At 50.6% G+C, this 16,311-nt stretch carries 13 protein-coding genes and 1 tRNA gene; 12 read left to right on the top strand and 2 right to left on the bottom strand.

Annotated elements, in window-relative coordinates; translation table 11 throughout:
* Window positions 1–20: 20 nt before the first annotated feature.
* Window positions 21–602 (bottom strand): nitroreductase family protein, encoded by a 582-nt coding sequence (locus J7438_RS11630; protein ID WP_209276672.1) that lies wholly within the window; start codon window positions 600–602, stop codon window positions 21–23.
* A gap of 95 nt (window positions 603–697) precedes the next feature.
* On the opposite strand from J7438_RS11630, the gene J7438_RS11625 reads away from it, so the two are divergent.
* The gene (locus J7438_RS11625; RefSeq protein ID WP_209276671.1) at window positions 698–2,140 is read left to right on the top strand and encodes an adenylate/guanylate cyclase domain-containing protein; all 1,443 of its coding nucleotides are present in this window, start codon (window positions 698–700) and stop codon (window positions 2,138–2,140) included.
* On the opposite strand, the gene J7438_RS11620 is transcribed toward J7438_RS11625, so the two are convergent.
* Window positions 2,141–4,477: an ATP-binding protein gene (locus tag J7438_RS11620; protein ID WP_209276670.1), complete on the bottom strand. Its 2,337-nt coding sequence runs from the start codon at window positions 4,475–4,477 to the stop codon at window positions 2,141–2,143.
* A gap of 151 nt (window positions 4,478–4,628) precedes the next feature.
* On the opposite strand from J7438_RS11620, the gene J7438_RS11615 reads away from it, so the two are divergent.
* The 11 genes from J7438_RS11615 to J7438_RS11565 all read left to right on the top strand — a co-directional run bounded on the left by J7438_RS11615 (window position 4,629) and on the right by J7438_RS11565 (window position 16,305).
* Window positions 4,629–4,704, top strand: a tRNA-Glu gene (locus tag J7438_RS11615).
* Window positions 4,705–4,942: 238 nt separating this feature from the next.
* Window positions 4,943–5,911, top strand: a complete 969-nt coding sequence (locus tag J7438_RS11610) for a P1 family peptidase (RefSeq protein ID WP_286196540.1) — start codon at window positions 4,943–4,945, stop codon at window positions 5,909–5,911.
* 126 nt (window positions 5,912–6,037) lie between these two features.
* Complete coding sequence (locus J7438_RS11605; RefSeq protein ID WP_209276668.1) at window positions 6,038–7,288, top strand: valine--pyruvate transaminase; 1,251 nt, start codon at window positions 6,038–6,040, stop codon at window positions 7,286–7,288.
* Window positions 7,289–7,292: 4 nt separating this feature from the next.
* Window positions 7,293–8,036 carry a 5-oxoprolinase subunit PxpA gene (locus J7438_RS11600; protein WP_209276667.1) on the top strand — a complete coding sequence of 248 codons (744 nt, stop codon included), beginning with the start codon at window positions 7,293–7,295 and terminating at the stop codon, window positions 8,034–8,036.
* Window positions 8,033–8,761 (top strand): 5-oxoprolinase subunit PxpB, encoded by a 729-nt coding sequence (gene pxpB, locus J7438_RS11595; RefSeq protein WP_209276666.1) that lies wholly within the window; start codon window positions 8,033–8,035, stop codon window positions 8,759–8,761. Before J7438_RS11600 ends, pxpB begins: the two co-directional genes overlap by 4 nt.
* Entirely contained in the window at window positions 8,758–9,678 is a 921-nt protein-coding gene (locus J7438_RS11590; RefSeq protein WP_209276665.1) for a 5-oxoprolinase subunit C family protein, read from the top strand. Before pxpB ends, J7438_RS11590 begins: the two co-directional genes overlap by 4 nt.
* Before the next feature lie 80 nt (window positions 9,679–9,758).
* Window positions 9,759–10,529, top strand: coding sequence for a PepSY domain-containing protein (locus tag J7438_RS11585; RefSeq protein ID WP_209276664.1), 771 nt, complete (start codon window positions 9,759–9,761; stop codon window positions 10,527–10,529).
* Between the two features lie 29 nt (window positions 10,530–10,558).
* Window positions 10,559–12,373, top strand: coding sequence for an RING finger protein (locus tag J7438_RS11580; protein ID WP_209276663.1), 1,815 nt, complete (start codon window positions 10,559–10,561; stop codon window positions 12,371–12,373).
* A 312-nt stretch (window positions 12,374–12,685) separates the two neighbouring features.
* Window positions 12,686–13,714 carry an ornithine carbamoyltransferase gene (gene argF / locus J7438_RS11575; RefSeq protein WP_286196539.1) on the top strand — a complete coding sequence of 343 codons (1,029 nt, stop codon included), beginning with the start codon at window positions 12,686–12,688 and terminating at the stop codon, window positions 13,712–13,714.
* Window positions 13,715–14,269: 555 nt separating this feature from the next.
* Window positions 14,270–15,673, top strand: coding sequence for a V-type ATP synthase subunit B (locus J7438_RS11570; protein WP_209200520.1), 1,404 nt, complete (start codon window positions 14,270–14,272; stop codon window positions 15,671–15,673).
* Between the two features lie 5 nt (window positions 15,674–15,678).
* Complete coding sequence (locus J7438_RS11565; RefSeq protein ID WP_209276662.1) at window positions 15,679–16,305, top strand: V-type ATP synthase subunit D; 627 nt, start codon at window positions 15,679–15,681, stop codon at window positions 16,303–16,305.
* Window positions 16,306–16,311 lie beyond the last annotated feature (6 nt).

The following is a 16,311-nucleotide window of genomic DNA, read 5'->3' as shown; positions in this document are numbered from 1 at the left end:
CGGTGCTTTTTATTGTCCAATCAGGCACTGGTCACCCACTCAGAGACAAAGTCATTAACATCCAATACAGGCACTTTCTTTTTAGCGCCAGCAGGCTTGCCAAGGTAGATAAAACCCATCAGCTGCTCGTTGTCGGCAAGACCCAGCCCTTTTGCCAGTCGTGGGTGGTAACAAAGTTCCCCGGTTCGCCACATTGCCCCGACCCCCTGGGCATGGGCCGCCAGCAGCAGAGAGTGAACTGCCGCCGCCAGTGACATCTTCTGTTCAATCTCCGGCACCTTTGGATGCTGTTTAACCGGGCAAATAGCCAGTACCAGCATAGGGGCCCGGAGCGGCATCCCTTTGAAACGTTTCAGCGCATCTTCTGAAATATCTGGCTGATCCTCAAGGACTGCCTGCGCCATCAGCTCACCCAGGGCTTCCCGTGCCTGGCCACTGACTTTTAGAAATCGCCAGGGGCGAATACGGCCATGGTCAGGGGCTCTCAGGGCTGCCCGGAACATGACATCCAGTTGCTGATCGCTGGGTGCTGGTTCCTCCAGGATGGGTGTCGATACCCTTTCCAGTAAAAGCTCTATACCATTCATCAATAACTCACTCACACCAATTACAGATTTGAGCGTTCTTGCATGTTAGAATTAGCTGCCCACAGCAAATTGCTGACGGTATTATCAGGTCTGGCTATGAACCAATTTTAATGCAACCCAATAAGAATACTGTATCTCCGCCCCTGAGTCGTGCCTCCCGGCTCTCTCCAAGGTTTCTGGTCTATTGGCTCGCTGCCTCAGTGATGGTTTACGGCCTGGCCAATCAGTACCTTCCTTCCGTTTTCCTGGGCGCTGTCGCTTATTTATCGGTTTTTCCCTGGCTTTCAAACCTGGCGATCAATCGGGTATTTCGCGCCAGCAATCAAAAGACAGTGGGCAACAAAAAGCCTCTGGTTACCCTTTTACTGGATTCTTTGAATGTTGGAGCCTTAATCACTCTTGCCGGTTTCCCAATGGTCAGTGGCATGCTGCTGGTGGCTCTGCTGACAGGCTGGGCGATTTACCTTCAAGGGCTCAGGGGGCTGATGATCATTATTCCCCCGGCAGCAGCTGCCATATCTATTCATCACTTTATTGAACCTGATTTCACTATTTCAGCCGGGCAAGATGCAGTGTTTATCAGCCTGCTCGGAATGCTTATTTTCATATCTTATTGTGCCTATGCCCTCAGGCTCAGAGAGCAGCATTTTCAGGCTATTCAGCTCAGTGCCCAGCAACAGCGGCAACGTTACAGCAGGCTTGCCAGCAGTCTGGCCAAATACCTTTCTCCCCAGGTATGGGAATCTATTTTTTCCGGTAAGCGCAATACCAAACTGGAGAGTCAGCGGAAAAAGCTGACGGTCTTCTTTTCCGATATCAAAGGCTTTACGGATCTGGCCGAAGCACTTGAGCCAGAGGTGCTGACAGAGTTGCTGAACACTTACCTGAACGACATGTCCCGTATTGCTCTGAAATACGGGGGGACCATCGATAAATTTATCGGTGACAGTATTATGATTTTCTTTGGTGACCCTAAAACCCGGGGCTACCAAAAAGATGCCCTGGCCGCTGTTTCAATGGCCATTGAAATGCAGAAACACATGCAAGTACTGCGTAAGCAATGGATCGCCAAAGGGGTCGAGAACCCACTTCAAATCAGGATTGGCATCAATACCGGTTACTGTACGGTTGGTAATTTCGGTGCCGAGTCACGTATGGATTACACGCTCCTGGGGCGTGAGGTGAATTTAGCCAGTCGGCTGGAAAGCGCAGCAAAACCCAACCAGATTCTGCTGTCCCATGAAACCTGGTCGCTGGTTAAGGATGTGGTACTTTGTCAGTCCAAGGGGGAGATACAGGTAAAAGGCTTCAGTCGTTCGGTGCCTATTTATAAAGTGATTGATCTGCGCCGCAATCTTGGTCAGCAGAAAAGTTACTTTGAACTCGATAGCAAAGGCTTTTCCTTCAGCCTGGATACCAACAGTATTGATGAGTTCGAGCGTAAAAAGATCATTCAGACGTTAGATGAGGCAACACAGAAGTTACTGAAAGATGATCTGTTGAGCCCGGCAAAGCCGGGACGAAAAACAATTGTCCAGACCCTGGTAAAGTAATTACTCAAGCCATCGGTTCAGTAATGTATCTAACGCTTTTTTATTGAAAGGTTTGGCAATGTGACCATTCATCCCTGCGTCCCGGCATCGTTCTTTGTGCTCTTCCAGTGTGTTTGCTGTTAGTGCGATGATGGGCGTCTGTCTGGTATTCGTCATTTTTCGCAGCTGTTTTGTTGCATCGTAGCCATCCATCACGGGCATATTGCAGTCCATCAGGATCAGGTCAAACTTTTCAGTGGTGCATGCTGTGATGCAATCCTGACCGTTGTTGACAAGGTTTATATTGTACCCCAGCTGTTCAAGCATGCCCTCAGTCACCAGCTGGTTGATCGCATTGTCTTCTACTACCAGGATCCTTTTCTTCCTGAAGGCTGGCTGTTGATGGTCTGTTGCATTGGGTGGGTGATTGATGCTTTCTGGTGACGGGTTGTCGGGGATACCAACGGCTTCTGCACACTTCTGATAGAGCTTTTGCTGAGTCACCGGCAGTGAGAGCCATAATAGATTATCAGGCATTTCAGTGGGCTGTTCATAGCTGATAAAGATCGTTTTACACTGAGGCCAGTGTCGAGCCATATTCAGGGCCAGGGATTTTTGATCAGTAATAACGAGCGATTCAGTTGAGTAGCAATCAATGTCCAGACTGCTGTCGTCAGGCTCAACAATACGACAGGGTACCTTCCAGTAGCGGAGTAACCGGTGACAGATTTGCTGTGTGGATCCTTCACAGGCCAGTATTACCTGATCGCTTTTTAGCAGAATGGTGGCTTCACTGGTTATCTGTTCAGGTTTTGTTAAGGGCAGCTTTATCGAAAAGGTGCTGCCCTGTTGTTCCCGGGATATGACGCTGATGGATCCATTCATTGCTTCCACCAGCTCTTTGGTCAGTGCCAGCCCCATACCGGAGCCCCCGTAGCTGTCATAGATTGCATTGCTGGCCTGGGTAAAAGGGGTAAAAATTGCCTCAAGGGCGCTTCCGGGGATGCCAATACCGGTATCGATAATGTGAATGATCACTTCAAGACGGTTTTGGCCAAGCGGTTTTGAGTCCAGTGAAAGTTTGATCTCACCCTGATGGGTGAATTTAATGGCATTACCCAGAAGGTTATTAATGACCTGACTGATGCGGGTAGGGTCGCCAAGCAGAGTGGTTGGCAGCGTTGGGTCAATATCACAGGTCAGTGGAATATTTTTTTCGTAGCTCTTCTGACTCAACAATACGACCGATTCTTCAATGATTTCACGCAAATTAAAATGAGTATGTTCAATGGCAACTTTGCCGGACTCCAGCCTGGCCAGGTCCAACATGCTATTGAGCAGTCTGACCAGTCGAACGCCTGACTGACGAGCCAGATCGAGGCGCTCATATTGTTTGCCGGTCAGTTCTTCATTAATAGTCAGCTCCAGCATGCCTAAAATGCCATTCAGTGGCGTGCGAATCTCATGGCTCAGGTATGAAAGCTGTTCTTCACGAATTCTGGCAGAACGAAGTGCGGCCTGCCGGGCTTTCTCAAGCTCCGCATTGGCCTTGAACAGCGCGTTATTGTTTTCCTGCAGTTCCTGCGTCCTTTTTACAATGCGAAGTTCAAGATCATGGCTATGTTGTCTAAGCTCATTTTCGGCAAGACTTAGATGATATAGCTGTTTTTCAATATCATCCTGAAACTCATTAAATGCACTGGTCAGTAGCCCTATTTCATCCTTTTGATGGTCTCCGGAGATTGCCAGTGTTTTATGTTTGCTGCCTGTTCGAACCTGTTTTACGTGACGGGCCAGTTTCAAGAGTGGTTTGGTCAGCATCAGATAAAACATGCCTTGCAGAGCCAGCGCCAGCAGCAGGGTCCGGGCCAGCCCAAACACCAGAGTGAGTACTGAGCGATCCAGAAACTCCTGGCCGGATGGGCGCGTGTCAGCGGTAATGGTCAGAGTGCCAAGCTCTTCTTCAAGGTCGTAAGGCACTGACAATTGTTGCTGATAAGTCCGCGTGGTGCCAAAGAAGAGGTCGGTAAATAGTCTCTGTTCGTCGGAATTTTTTGCGGTTCCGGCTTTGGCCAGAACCAGGTTGTCGGTGTCAATAATTGCTGCACTGAGAATTAACGGCGATTCAATGAGTCCATTCACCAGCTCTATGGCCAGCTCTTCATCCAGGTTGTAGGCGATACGTGATGCGGGTGCCTTGCTGATGTCCAGATAAGCCTGAATGGCACTATCGATGCTCTTGTCCTGAGCCTTATAATCGTGAGTTACCTGAAAGACACTGAAAATCAGTCCCAGAATAAATGCAACGCTGACTGTGTATTTGACTTGCTTATAAGAGAGTCTGTCCCTGAACCTCATATTTCTCTGCCTTTCCCGGGCGATAAGTGACCCATCTAATCGTTAAAATAGCTCTTTTTCAAGAACCATTGATGAAAAATAAAGAGGGGTTGACTCTGTGGCAGGTGATGATTAGTATACCCATCCGCTGCAGCAATGCACGAAGGTTTGCGTCCCCTTCGTCTAGTGGCCTAGGACACCGCCCTTTCACGGCGGTAACAGGGGTTCGAGTCCCCTAGGGGACGCCAATTTCCTGCCTGAAACTCCCTTGTACCTGCCATTTTTGATCAAGATTTCAATTTTCTTCAGCATCCTTCTGTTCAGTATCGTATTCAACGATATCTTCCACGCTGCTCTTCAAAACCAGGGCAAGCTTTGGCCTGTTTGACTATCTTACCGGTTGCCGAATGAAAAAACGGTCAAGCGGAGAAGAACGAAAAACTCCAGATGACCAGCCACTTATTATCCGTGTCACAGGTTCTGCAGATGACTACTCAGCGGCATGAGCTGTTTTCAATTAGCGGCCTGGCCATTGGTCATGCATCGGATCTCGAAAGGTTGACCGGAGTGACGGTGCTGCGCTTTGACCGGGGCGTAACGGCGGGTGTGGATGTGCGCGGTGCCGCTCCCGGAACCCGGGAGACGGAGTTGCTAAGGCCCGAAAACCTGGTGGATTCTGTCCATGCCATTGTGCTTTGTGGTGGCAGTGCGCTGGGTCTGGAAAGTATGAACGGGGTCAGTCGTTACCTGGAGGAGCAGGGCATTGGTTTACCCACAGGCTTCGTCAGAATCCCGGTTGTCACCGGTGCGGTGCTATTTGACCAGTCGGTCGGTGATGCCTCTGCCCGACCCGGTGAGCAAATGGGGTATGAAGCCACCAGGTTGGCCAGTCGTTGCGACATTGGAGAAGGTAATGTTGGCGCAGGTACCGGAGCATCAATCGGTAAAATTGCCGGGTTTGACCGCGCTACAAAAAGTGGCATCGGTTGTTATGCCATCAGGCTGAGAGGAGGGCTGGTCGTTGGTGCCGTGATGGCTGTTAATGCCTGGGGAGATGTTGTTACCGGTGAGAAGCTTATTGCCGGCACCAGGAGCGAAGATGGACAGCGGTTTGTTTCTGGTATGGATCTCTTAATCAATGACCAGGCCGTTCAAGCACTGCCCGGGGCAAATACCACCATCGGCGTGGTGGTGACTAACGGGAAATTAACCAAAGCCCAAGCTTTAAAGATGGCACAAATGGGGCATGATGGTTTGTCGCGTGCCATTCGTCCTGCACACTCCATGTACGATGGTGATACCATTTTCAGTGCAGCAACCGGAGAAGTGGATGCTGATGTAAATGTTTTGGGCATTGTCGGGGCGGAGGCTGTGGAACAGGCGATACATCGTGCCGTTTATGCGGCAACATCCGCGGGTGGCTTACCGTCCATTCACGATATGCGTGCAAAATAATCCTTTTCTGGTAATAAGTCTGCCTCTATATCCGGCCCGTGACTGGTTAGACGGTGGACAGCTTCTGTTCATCATTATATAACAGCACCTCTACTATCCTATGACCAGAATAAATCAGGGGTAAGCATGAAGCTTTCTGCCTTTGGCGAAAAATTCACCAGCCATTCCGGCATCCTTTCATTAATGGATGATCTGGGTAATGCCCTTGCTGATGGTAAAGATATGATTATGATGGGCGGCGGTAATCCGGCCCATATCCCTGAAGTGGAAGCCGTATTCAGGCAGCGACTGCGGCAAATTACCGAGAGTCAGGCGGAGTTTACCCGGTTGGTGGGTACCTATGATCCTCCCCAGGGAGAAAAAGACTTTGTCCGTGAGATGGCGGCTTTTCTTAACCGTCAGTTTGGCTGGCAGCTGACGGCAAACAATATTGCCTTGTCTAATGGCAGTCAGGCCGCTTTTTTTATGCTGTTCAATATGTTTGCCGGACGTTATGGGGATGGCGGGCACAAACGTATCCAGTTACCGCTGGCACCGGAATACATCGGCTATGCCGATGCCGGGCTGAGTGATGATTTTTTTGCGGCCAATAAGCCTGAAATTGAACATCTGGATCAGCATACGTTCAAATATCGGGTGGATTTTCAGGAGCTGGTGATTGATGACAGTATTGGTGCCATTTGTGTGTCACGCCCCACCAATCCAACCGGTAATGTACTGACAGATAGTGAAATTGAGCGGCTCGATAGCCTGGCCCTGCAACATGATATTCCCATGATCATTGATGGTGCCTACGGCACGCCGTTTCCAAAGTTGATCTTTACCGAAGCGACTCCCCGCTGGAACGAACACACCATTCTTTGCCTGAGCCTTTCCAAACTGGGGCTTCCGGCGGTCAGAACCGGGATTGTTGTTGCCAATGAGCAGGTTATCAGAGCACTGTCGGGTATTAATGCCATTATGAATCTGGCTCCAAACAGTACTGGCAGCCTGCTGGCACTGGATATGATCCGGGATGACAGTATTAACGCTCTTTGTGAGAATGTGATTCGTCCTTACTATCAGGAGAAGGCTCAGTTTGCCGTGAACTGTCTCAAAGATAAGCTCGGTGATATTCCCTGGCATGTGCATAAACCGGAGGGAGCAATGTTTCTCTGGCTATGGTTTGAAGGACTGCCTGTCTCCAGCCTGGAGCTGTATGAACGACTGAAGGCAAGAAATGTGCTGGTGGTTTCCGGGCATTACTTCTTCCCGGGCATAGACGACGACTGGCCCCATAAGCATGAATGCCTCAGGCTGACGTATACCCGTGATCATCAGGACGTTGAACAGGGGCTGACTATTCTGGCGGAAGAAGTACACAAACTTTACAGGTAAACCCGTGCAGCTGAATTGTGATATGGGGGAGAGTTTTGGCCCCTGGCAAATGGGCAATGATCAGGCGGTGATGCCATGGATTGATATGGCCAATATTGCCTGTGGCTTTCACGCTTCTGACCCCGATACCATGAGTGACACCGTGCAACAGGCGGTAGACTGCGGTGTCACGGTTGGTGCTCACCCCGGATATCAGGACAAGGCCGGGTTTGGTCGGCGTCCCATTCCCCACAGTCCTGAAAGCATCACCGCCCTTGTGGCTTACCAGGTGGGCGCACTGGATGCTATCTGTCAGCAGCATGGCACCCGGGTAAAGTACATTAAACCCCATGGTGCCCTTTATCATGGGATGATGAATAACCCTGATGTGTTTGAAGCCATTGTGATGGCCGCAGCAAACATGGATATCAAACCAGCGCTTATGATTCAGGCTCTGCGCAATAATGCGTTGCAAAAAAAGACAGCTGACAGGTATTCAGTGCCACTGATTTATGAAGCCTATGCAGACAGGGCTTATGACGATCATGGTTTGCTGGTGTCAAGAACCTTGCCAGGGGCTGTTCACCGGGATTCAGCCACGATTCTTCAGCAGGTGAGAAGCCTGCTCTCGGGGGAAGTGAGCACCCTCAGCGGAAAGCGGCTGAAGCTGAATGCTGATAGTCTGTGTGTTCATGGCGATAATCCTGACGCCACAGCGCTGATCCAGCAGATTCATCAGATTGTAAAGTCGGCAGACGCTGCGTCATGATGGATATCCAGCCTGTGTCAGAAACAGCGTTGATCATACAGCTGGGTGATCATATTGATACTCGGCTGGCGGTAAAAACAGGCAGTCTGGCTGACCATATCAGAAATAGCTGTTCGTCAGAGCTTATTGAAGTTATCCCTTCTTATACGACCATCTATATTCAGTACCACCCGCTGAAAACGGATTTTATTGCGTTAAAAAGCCGGCTGCAGGGGCTGGTTGATGCTTTTTTCCTGTCTGATGATAAAAATGATCGTGCCCGGAAGGTCAGTAAGATAATCACCCTGCCTGTTTATTACAGCCTGGAGACGGGGCCGGATTTACCGGAGGTTGCACAGTTTCATAACCGCACAGTGGCAGATGTTATCCAGATTCACAGTCAGTCGACTTATGTCGTTTGTGCTATCGGCTTCAGCCCTGGTTTTGCTTTCCTTGGATCAGTTGACTCCGCTATTGCCACGCCAAGAAAGTCTGAGCCCCGAAAAATGCTGCCAGCAGGCAGTGTCGGGATTGCTGACCAGCAAACCGCCGTCTATCCATCTGATTCCCCGGGCGGTTGGCAGATTATTGGGAATTGTCCGGTTTCTCTGATTGATTTTGATAAAGCGCCCATGTCACCTTTCTCTGTGGGTTTGTCTGTGCAATTCCAGCCTATATCACGGGATGAGTTTTTTGCGCTTGGAGGTACTTTGTGGTCGCACTGGAAGTCCTGGACCCGGGGATGATGACGCAGCTTCAGGATACTGGTCGAACGGGAGTGGGTTATCAGGGCCTGGCCCAGGGTGGCCCCATGGATTTACATGCTTATTGCTGGGCAAATTATCTTCTGGGAAACCGTATGTTTTGTTCTCAGCTGGAGATAACCGGTGGACAGGCAACATTTTTAGCGCATCAAGCCGTCACGCTGGCGTTAACAGGGGCTGACCTGGGAGCCAGAGTCAATGGTCAGCCTGTTGAAGGGTGGCGGACCCTGCATCTGGATAAAGGCGATACGTTATCATTTCAGTTTCCCAAAAAAGGGCTGAGAGCCTATCTGGCCATTCCCGGCGGCTTTGCTGCACCCACAGTCTTCGGCAGTGTGGCGACCGTGGTAAGGGATGGTATCGGTGGGTTAGGGGCCAGAGTTACGAAGGAAGACAGTGGTTGCCTCATAAGGCAGGGGGATTCTCTCAAGACCGTTTCCAAAGAGGTATTTAAACCCGGCATAAACCGCATGGTGCCTGCCCGGTATATCCCGGAATATGCCGGGCCACTGAGCCTTAATCTGATGGAGTCGTATCAGGCCCGGGCTTTTTCTGCACAGAGCCGGAAAAGTCTCTATCAGACCCAATTTACGCTTTCTCCCAATAGCGACCGTATGGGGTATCGATTGGCAGGGGCTAAAATTACGCCTCCATTCGGCGGCGTGATTTCTGAAGGCATCGCCCTGGGGGCTGTTCAGATACCTGAAAATGGTCAGCCAATTATTCTGATGCGCGACCACCAGACACTGGGTGGCTACCCCAAGTTCGGCTGTGTTGCCCAGTTGGATTTGAACAGGCTGGCACAGGCAATGCCCGGAACCCCGATACGTTTTCAGCCGATATCTTTTCAGGCAGCAGGACAAAAATTAAAAAGCTTCTACTCCTTCTTTAACCTGTAACCTGCCGTTTTCCCGTCAGGTATTGCTGCTTGCGTTATGGCAAAACAATTCTACAGTTGTCTGAAAAGAGGTGAGACTCGATGAATGTGTTCAGTTTCCCTGTGCAGATGGTGTTCGGCGTATTGGCGGGCGCAGCTTTGTCTATATCTGCGGTTTTTGCTGCGGGCAGTACTGTGCCTGCAACACCTGCGTACCTTGAACAGCCTGGTAAGTTGAGATCCATGGTGCCCCTTGACCAGCTGATAGCCAGAACCCGACATACATTCGGGAATAAGGCTTCTGACGTAGTCGTATACTCAGCCCGGTTGCAGGAAGAGGAGCAGCAGAAGGTGTTTGTCATCGACTTTATTGATGCCAATAACCAGTTGGAGCGCGTTGTTTATGGTGCTTTCAGTGGCAAGCAGATAGATCATGCCCCTATGCAGGTACCCATGCCAATGGAAGAGATCTTGTCAAAGGTGGAAAGGAAGTACCCTGGAGCAAATAGAATTCGAACCTGGCTGGAGAGGCAGGGTGGCAATATGGTCTATGTTATAGAGTTGGCTGATAAACAGTTTAAGGTAAAGCGTCGTCAGTTAACGATGGACGCTTATACCGGCAGGGTGATCACAGACGTAACGTATGACCTGAAACCGGATGGCAAGCAGATATCCCTTGAGCAGATTATCAAAAATGCACGGAAAAAGTACCGTGGGATGGTTGTGCTGAGAACCCGAAGCAGTGTCAAAAACAATATGAATGTCAGGGAAATCATTTTTCTGGATGACAATCATATAAGACATAAGATGGTGGTAAATGCAGTTGACGGGGAAGTGATTGAGGACAGAATTACGCCGTTGGGTTGGATTTGACTTAATAACATTTACTGAGGAGAGCCTTTGTGGATCCAGGCCGAGCCCTGTTACCAAATACTCCGGCCCAGGGCTCTGGTGTCGGCAGTCAGGCCAGAGAGTTACAACCGTTAACTGAGGAGATTATCGATCGTCGGTTTTGTCGGTTTTGTACAGAGTATATCGAGCGTCCTCCCTTTATGGCTTCCCGTTGTTGCGGACACAACTACCACTATGGCTGTACTGTTGTGATGACCAGAGAGATCACTCCGTGTTCAACCTGCAATATAATAATGCCCGTTGAATTTGTCAGGAATGTTGATTTTGGCGAAGAAGTAAAGAAGTACGATTGGTCCTTTTTTGAACCAGTACTGGCTCAGGGTGGCCGTGAACCGAATCGTGCCTCCGATAGTGGCCCTGCCAGTGAACAGGCTGGCTCAATTGCTGCCGTTTCAGGGGTGTCCGGGCTATCAGTGACCGAAAATCAGCCTGTTGTTGGGGCGGAGGGTGGCGGTGAAAGTGCACATTCTCAAATATACCGTTCCCCGTTGGGCCCTCAGGAGCTGACTTCATCAGAGGCTCCTTATCCTCTCCTGCCGACAGCTTCCCGGCAAAGCATCGTTCGTCCCTCACAGGAGATCGATGTGGTTCGTATGACCATGGGATTTGAGCGGCTCCTGGCACAAATATTTACGCCAGAAGAGCTGCTCGCTCTGGCAAGCGCAAGTGGCAGTGATTATAAGTTTCTGAGGGAGATGATGGCTCGCGGGGTGGTACCGAAATGGCAGAAAATATGTCAGAAAGAAGGCTATCTTTGCGGCAGGCAGATGGATATTGACAAGCCCGAAGGTGCCCATGTGTTCTTTACTGCTATGCAGCAACATCTCGATCAGCTGGAGCCGGATCACCCGTTTTTTGTTACCTTCGCCTGCCTGCGACAGAATCCGGTAACGGGTTACCCGGAACCGGTTTCGCCAGTGGTGCGAATCTTTCGTCATCAGCCTGAACCGACTGAATCGACAAAGCCTGGCCTGATATTTCTATTTACCTTCAGTGAGCAGTTATCGAGCCGTTTCCTTGGGCGGCTGGGTTTCGGGAGTTTTGCCAGTGGTACCCAGTTGGTGAAATACCTCCAGTTCCTTATGCTGACCAATGGTGCAACCCAGGCTATCTTTGTTCGTCCGACCCTGGATGGGGAGTCTGATGCCGAAGGTCTGGATAGCATCGATGTCAAGGCGTTTGTTCAGCAGTACCCTCCGAGGGATTTCGGAGAAGGGATACCGTCAAAAAATGACCGGGGGATTCTTCTTGCTGCTGCCCGGAGTCTTGGTCTGCAGCGCATCCGTAAAGAGGATGCTGAAAAGGTTGTCCTGCTGAGTAACATGATTGAGGGCGGTCTGCGGAATTCTCAACTGACCGTCAAGCATGTGATTGCCCGAATGTCCGAGCTTGGTTATTGCCAGGAGCAAGAGAAAATTCTCTTTTTGAGGACCAGAGTTGGTCAGATGCCGGGTCTGCCCATGAGCGAGGCTGAGTTAGGTGTACAAATGAGCCGCTTGCAGCATCAGGTAGTTAATGCCCTGACAGAGATGTATGAAGCACGGGCCACTAACCAAACGGACTACATTCTGATGGATTTCGAGTCAGGTTTATCTGTTGATCCGCAAAAGATTCTGATGCTGGTCTGTGATACCGACAGACTGTACCTGGTGAATATGAAAGACAGGTCGGTTTCCACCCAGTGCTCGTCCAGCATTGCTGATATTTGTGACTTTTGTAAGGTGTTCATGAGCGGCTACCAAGTTCATAAGGCACATATTACCTCTTTTGTCCCAACTCAAACCCCGGAAAATCCCTCTGAATAGCCTCCGGTAGGCATGCATTTGTCAGGGAAGCTGTTTTCATAGGTAAAGTTGCAGTAAATAAGAAGCCCAATAATCGGGATAAAGTCTGGAAACGTATTTTTACGTAATGTCTTCCGTATCGTCCGGCGCTAGTCTATGCCCGAATGAAGTTCGATTTGGAGCTGGACAGCAATAACCGGTCTGGGGATGATGTTACTCCCTGAATCCTGACCGCAAGCAGTAATGGTATCGTTACTGTCTACGTAAGGACCGCTGGCCTGACACGAAAAGTGTAAGAAAGAATAAGAAATGACCTGACACAGGAAACTGTATATGACTGTTGTGACTGTTGATATCGAGAAGAATTTGCAGAACCGTCATTTTCTCAAGCTACTGGACTTCTCTCCAATGGAGATCAGCCACTTGCTGGAGCGTGCCGCACAGCTGAAAGCAGCAAAGCGATCCGGTACTGAGGAGCAGCATTTAACCGGGCGAAATATTGCCCTGATTTTTGAAAAGGCCTCGACCCGAACCCGATGTGCCTTTGAGGTGGCCTGTTTTGATCAGGGTGCCAATGTCACCTATATCGGTGGTGGCTCGCAGATGGGGGCCAAAGAAACGGTGAAAGATACTGCCCGGGTACTGGGGCGTATGTACGACGGCATTGAATTTCGTGGCCACCTGCAGCAGCACGTTGAAGATCTGGCGGCTTATTCAGGGGTGCCGGTATGGAACGGTCTGACCGATGACTGGCACCCTACCCAGGTGCTGGCGGATTTTCTGACCATGCAGGAACACGGCAATGGTCGTTCACTGAGTGAGATGAAACTCTGTTATCTCGGTGATGGACGCAACAACGTGGCTAATTCGCTGATGGTGGGCTCTGCGAAAATGGGGGTGGATTTCAGAATTGCTGCCCCGGCAGAATTCTTCCCTGACCCTGCGCTTATCGAGCAATGTCGGGAAATTGCCCGGGAAACCGGTGCCAAAATCACCATCAGTGAGTCGGTGGATGAAGCGGTGGCGGGTTGTGATTTCCTCTACACCGATGTCTGGGTTTCCATGGGTGAGCCGATGGAAGCCTGGGATGAAAGGGTTAAGCTGATGAAACCCTATCAGGTGAATCAGACAGTGATGCAGAAAACAGGCAATGCCAATGTCCGTTTCTTGCACTGCCTGCCAGCCTTTCACAACGATGACACGGTGATTGGAAAAGAAGTCGCTGACAAATTTGGTATGAACGGCCTGGAAGTCACTGAGGATGTGTTCGAGTCTGACGCTTCCATTGTCTTTGATCAGGCAGAAAACCGGATGCATACCATCAAGGCTGTGATGGTGGAAACATTGGGTAACCGTCGTTAGCCCCTGGGAGCCTGTCCGAGAATAGACTGCCCTATTGCGGTGGCAGCAAATTGGTCTAAAAGTTACGTTTTGTTCGGCAAATAGCCCCGCTATTCACCTCACAAAACGAAATTTTTATCCTCAATTTTCTGCCATCCTCGCTACGGGGTCGCCTGGACGGGCGCTATTCTTGGACAGGCTCTTGGAGAAAATTGCACGAAGCAATAAGTCTGACCTGCTACTCAGGTAGAACTCTGCGAAACCCGTGGAATTGTCTACTCTATTAGATGTTTAATCTGGCGTTTTCCATTCGTTACCCGAAATGGTTCCTCTGTGCTTTCCCTGTGAAAGTATTGAGGTGGCTGTGTTAATGAGACGAAAAAGTTGTTTTACAGGAGGCTTGGATAGAGCCAGCAGTACAGATCAGTGTTTGGGCTTATTAGCTTAAACATACGACAATTGGCTTATGTTGTGTGCAATGAGGCGTATCACACTTACTCAGCGTTACCTGCATGACTGATGATCTCCTGGGCCTATGTCCATTCTCTTTTTTCCCAGCAGTATAGAGGAGCAGTAATGCCCCAGAGCCTATTGCGATACACCAATATTCTCAGCATCGTTGGTGACCTCATTCGCGTCCACGTTCCTAACCTGGCTGAGGGTAATGCCCAGGCCAACTATGGTGATCTGGCGTTGATTGAGCAGGATGGACAGACTTACTCCATGGCGCAGATCATCAAGATTGACCATGAAGAGGTTTCTCTCCAGGTTTTTGCCGGTACCAAGGGCCTCTCCACCGGTGCGTCAGTCTGCTTCCTGGGCCAGCCCATGAAGACCACCTACTCCCCCAATATTCTTGGGCGAATCTTCAACGGTGCCGGTGAGCCCATTGATGGCGGCCCTGCTCTGGAACAGGATCCCAGGGTGGAGATCGACGGGCCTTCGGTAAACCCGGTTCGTCGTGTACTGGCTTCCCGCATGGTGCGTACCAATGTGCCCATGATCGATGTCTTCAACACCCTGGTTGAGTCCCAGAAAATTCCTATCTTCTCCGTCGCCGGTGAACCCTACAACCGCTTCCTGGCCCGTATCGCCATTCAGGCAGAGGCGGATGTCGTAGTGTTTGGCGGCATGGGTCTGATCTTCGATGATTACCACTTCTTCCGCACCACCTTTGAAGAGGCCGGTGTCTCTGCCCGTACCGTTATGTTCACCAACCTGGCGTCTGACCCGACGGTTGAACGTCTGCTGACGCCGGATATGGCGCTGGCGGTGGCAGAACACTTCGCCGTCGAAGAGTCCAAAAAGGTGCTGGTTCTGCTGACCGACATGACCTCTTACGCCGACGCCATGAAAGAGATTGGTGTGGCCATGGACAAGATCCCTGCCAACCGTGGTTATATGGGGGATCTGTACTCCCAGCTGGCGCGTCGCTATGAAAAAGCCTGTGACTACAAAGGCGCCGGTTCTGTCACCATTCTGGCGGTGACCACCATGCCGGGCAATGACGTGACCCACCCGGTTCCGGACAACACCGGTTATATCACCGAAGGTCAGTTCTACCTGCACGAAGGGCACCTGGATCCATTTGGTTCTCTGTCCCGCTTGAAGCAGATGGTTCAGGGTAAAGAAACCCGCGAAGACCATCCCGCCATCATGAACACCATGATTCGTTTCTACTCGGACTCGGTGAATGCCGCCCAGAAACAGGCCATGGCCTTTGAACTGTCCAGCTATGACTTGAAAACCATCAAGTTCGGCAAGCTGTTCAAAAGACGCTTTATGTCTCTGGACGCTGCCATGTCCCTGGAAGAAGCGCTGGATAAGTGCTGGCAGACCATGGCTGAATGCTTTGGACCGGAAGAGACCCTGATGAAACAGAGTCTGCTGGAAAAATACTGGCCCAACCCGGAGCAGCTTTCATCAGAAAGTGATTCACAGAGAGCTGAGGAAGCTTCTGAAGCTGCAGCTGAGGCGTAATTATCATGGCCAAGGTAGCTCTCAACAAAAGTTCATTAAACAAAGAGAAGCGCAGTTTAAAGACGTACAACCGTTATCTGCCGGCCCTTGAACTCAAGCGTCAGCAGCTGATGATGGAACGTAAAAAGGCCGAAGAGGCGCTGGCACAGACGCGGGAACATCTGGCGGAGGTGGAGGAGCTGGTCAGACAGCAGCTGCCGATGCTGGCAAGACAGGATGTTCCGGTGGATAACCTGGTGAAGGTGACGGATGTGCGCCTGACCCAGGAAAATATTGTCGGTACGTCGGTTCCTCTGGTCGAGCACATTGAAATTGCGCTGACACCCTACAGTGATCTGGCCAAACCCCACTGGGTTGATTACCTGGTTGAGCTCCTGCAGCAGATGATTCGCCTGAGAATAGAACTCCAGGTTCGTCAGCTGCGCCACAGGGAGCTGGACAAGGCGACACGTACCACCTCCCAGCGGGTCAACCTGTTCTCCAAGGTGCTGATTCCCCAGACCAGAAAGAACATACAGAAAATCCAGATCTATATGTCTGACCAGGACCGGGCCAGCGTCATGAACGCCAAGCTCTCCAAGGGCAAGGTTCTGGCCCAGGAAGCCAAAGGAGGTCATTCGCAGGTGGGCTGATATCCG

It is taken from the genome of Thalassotalea sp. G20_0, from assembly GCF_017744175.1.
In the GTDB taxonomy this organism is placed as follows: Bacteria; Pseudomonadota; Gammaproteobacteria; order Pseudomonadales; family Endozoicomonadaceae; genus Endozoicomonas.
This window is presented reverse-complemented; position numbering and strand designations above follow the sequence as displayed.